A 3,644-nucleotide genomic window follows, 5' to 3' on the forward strand; every position below is an offset into this window, starting at 1 on the left:
GTTTTATCTTCGCATGGTCACTCTGGCGGCGCATGCATCAAGCGTCTGCAATGATCGCTCACTATAAATCAAGAGATCAAACGCAACTGTAGTACTAGAATTTCGATGATCGCGTCCACTTCAAAGGAGGACCGTACCGTTCGGAACGTTCCGTGAAATCGGACGCGTCTGCAGCCCGCCAAACGTTTTAAAACGTTACCAAATCTTTACTTGGGCAATTCGTTGGGAATGTTATGTATGCACCTCAAGAATGAGGTCACGGCATTGTTGAAAAACGGATACAAGCTCAATGGGAAGAAGAGTACTCATCTTCATTGAAGGCTATCAGAGGGGCAATGGTCTGCTATATGCCCAAGCTGCCCAGCGTCTTGGTCTCCACCCAATTACGCTGTCGACTGATCCCAGACAATATAGTTATCTTGCAGAAGAAGGGCTTGAGGCAATCCGAGTCGACACACACAACCTCGATGCGCTGATTCACGAATGTTCGCGGCTTGCTGCGACGTATGATATTGCTGGCATTACTGGCTTTACCACTCTTGATGAGCGGACCTATGCGATGGTCGGCAAGCTCTGCCGGCACTTCGATCTAGCAGGCCCGGACCCAGCAGCCATTGAACGATGTTGCGACAAGTTCACTCAACGTCAGCTTCTTGCTGAAGCCGGCGTTCCAGTGCCGGCTTATCGCATGGCGGTGAATGCGAATGACGTCGAAAGCTCTGCCGCGGAGATAGGTCTACCGGTAGTTCTCAAGCCAGCCGAAGGGCACGGCTGCATGGGTGTCCGCTTGTGCCGCAATATGGATGAGTTGGCCGAACATACTGCCTATTTATTCCACCGCGAACACATGTGGCAATCTTTGTCGAAAGTACTGGTCGAAGAATTTGCACAAGGGGACTTTTATTGCGCCGAGATAATGGGAAATGAGGTGGTTGGGATTTTAGGCACGGTCTTCGGACAGTTACCGCATTTCGTCTTTCAACAAACGACCATTCCAGCTCATCTGACCGATGGCGAGCATGAGCATCTCACCGAACTTTCGTCGCGTTGTTTGCGAGCTCTCGGCCTTGGCTGGGGGCCTTCGAACATCGAGTTCCGATGGACAAAGCGAGGTCCAGTCGTAATTGAAGTCAATCCGCGACTTGCAGGAGCCCCGGATCCTCAATTGGTAAAGCTGGCTTACGGTGTAGATTTTGTCACGGAGCATATCAAACTTCTCATCGGCGACGATGCCAATTTGCATAGACAGCATTCGCAAACTTCGGCCGTGCGGTATTTGGTTCCCAATCGCGAGGGCACCCTCGATTGGATCGTTGGGGACGGACAGGCGGCTGCTATACCAGGTGTGGCCGAGGTCAAATTGTTTGTTGAAGCGAAGACGCCGATCGTCAAGTATGGAGATTACCGAGACTGTATCGGACATGTCGTCGCCGCTTCGCCTAACCTTGCTCAAACTGAGGCAATACTGCAACGCGCTGTCGACCTAATCCAGTGGGCGATTACGCCGTTTCCGGCTCTTGGTGATTAGGAGCACGACCTTGACTTTAGAAAATGATCCAACCTGAAGCTGGTTCTGGCCTCTGTGGAGGTGGTCCCCTGTCGTGCGGTCGTCCCGAGCCGATTTCTTTGGAAACTGACAAAGAGAGCAAGAATAAGGTCGGTCTAGGGCAGTGTTTGGGTAATTGCTGTTCCTAACGTTTCTGTCCGGTGGCGTTTGTGTATGAAGCTGGACAAGAATGTCGAGCGTTAGCTCGCTGGTTGGTGCTTCGGACCGCCGGTGCGGACAAGTAGTGTAGCGGCGCCAATCTTGCATCAACTTTGCTTCCATGGTGAACCGCGGTATGTCGTGCTTCGACCAGCCCACAGGACTTCTGGAGAAGGCAGAACATGCATGCCGCGTTGCACAGGGGCGAGACTGTATGAAGACCTTTGAAACGCTTCACTGTATCGAGGAAGCCGCCGACCATTCAGCGATAGTTGGAGCGAAGCGATTGGGCCTTGGAGTTCGTTGATGCGCCGGCTTCGCTACAACAGACGAAAATCGGGATGGAACAATCACAACAAATCCAAAGCTTGGCCGCAATCCCACGTTTCAGGAGATTCGCAATGACAGAAAACAGAAGTCTTTCCACCGTCCGCGAGCAGGCTTGGCCCGTGATTGATCCTAGCCAAACACCGCGCTATGCGGATGTAGCTACGTTTATGCGCGCGCAGCGCAGGCCAATTGGTCGTGGGCTGGACATTGCCCTCGTAGGCGTGCCTTACGATTTCGGCTCCAACGTGAGGCCGGGCACACGGCTAGGGCCGGCTGCGGTTCGCGAAGCCTCACGCATTCTCCGACGCTTCAATCCCGTAACCAAGATCAACCCATTTACTTTGGTGAATGTTGCCGATGTCGGTGACGCGGCTGTTAACGCGCACGAGGCGCTAAAGAGTATTGATCTTATCCAAGTCACGTTCGAGGAGATCCATGCCGCGGGAGCGTGGCCCCTGTCTGTTGGCGGAGATCACACGATCCCTCTTCCCATCCTACGCGTAATCGCTAAGGATAAGCCCGTTGGGGTGGTTCAGTTCGACGCGCACTCAGACACGTTAGACGAAGTGCATGGTACGAAGATCAACCATGCGACGACCTGGAGGAGGGCTGTCGAGGAGGGCTTGGTGGATCCCAAACGCATGATCCAGATCGGCTTGCGTGGCAGCCAGCTCAGCGAGAACGACACTGCATATGGCATATCTGTTGGCATGCGAGTGATCACTATCGACGAGTATGAAGGCATGGGGCGCCCAAAGGTCATCGAAGAAATCGGCCGAATCATTGGCGGTAGCCCAACATATGTGTCGTTCGACATCGATGGCTTGGACGCTGCCTGCGCTATGGGAACGGGTGTGCCGGAGATCGGTGGGCTGTCGCCTCGTGACGCTCAGGTGATTATTCGATCGCTTACCGGGCGGCAGATCATCGGGGCAGACATCTGTGAGGTGGCGCCAATGTACGACTTGACGGGACACACCCAGCTGGTTGCTGCCAATCTTATGTTTGAGTTGCTGTGCGTTATGGCGGAGGCAAAAGCGAGATTCGCGTGATCCCAACAATTTATGTCCAGGCTGCGTCGGAACATTTTTGGAGCGCCATCTCTACAAAAAACGATGTCAAAGCTGATTAGAAATGCGGCGCCATCAGCTAGAAACGCGATACTGGCACTGTTGGTCAGCCCCCGATCCGACCGGCTGGTCCGGATTGAAACGGAGGAGCGGGGGCGGGTGAGAGGCACCCCTTCGGGTTTAGATCCCATGAGGAGTGAACAGCGGCCTACGCTCTGGCAGAGTGAGGCTGCATCAAAGCACTTGCTCGGGAGGAGCAGGTTATGGAACCCACATCCGTTCAATCAAAAACGCCAACCGCTGTCCGCACTGATCTTGGCGCATTCGCGGTAGGGACGCCCGTTACCGGGCGCCACCGGGTCACCGGAGGTGGTCACCCACCTCCGGTTCCCACAGAACGTGGCGTGCGGATTTACCGCACCACGCTCTTCGGCAGTTGTTTCGTAAGCGGTGCATTGACCCCATCTGGCGATAGCGGGGGATCGGGCTTATTCGTGTGAGTTCAGGGAATGAGCTTGGTATGAATTGCTATGTCTGAA

General features: G+C 54.3%; 2 protein-coding genes. Both read left to right on the plus strand.

The features are described 5' to 3' along the window. Positions 1-289 precede the first annotated feature (289 nt). Positions 290-1,528, plus strand: a complete 1,239-nt coding sequence (locus PY650_RS36145) for an ATP-grasp domain-containing protein (protein WP_285884877.1) — start codon at positions 290-292, stop codon at positions 1,526-1,528. Between the two features lie 578 nt (positions 1,529-2,106). Beyond that, positions 2,107-3,087, plus strand: a complete 981-nt coding sequence (gene speB / locus PY650_RS36150) for an agmatinase (protein ID WP_285884879.1) — start codon at positions 2,107-2,109, stop codon at positions 3,085-3,087. Positions 3,088-3,644: the final 557 nt, after the last annotated feature.

Origin of the sequence: Martinezella calliandrae (assembly GCF_030272695.1) — a bacterium.
GTDB lineage: Bacteria > Pseudomonadota > Alphaproteobacteria > Rhizobiales > Rhizobiaceae > Rhizobium > Rhizobium calliandrae.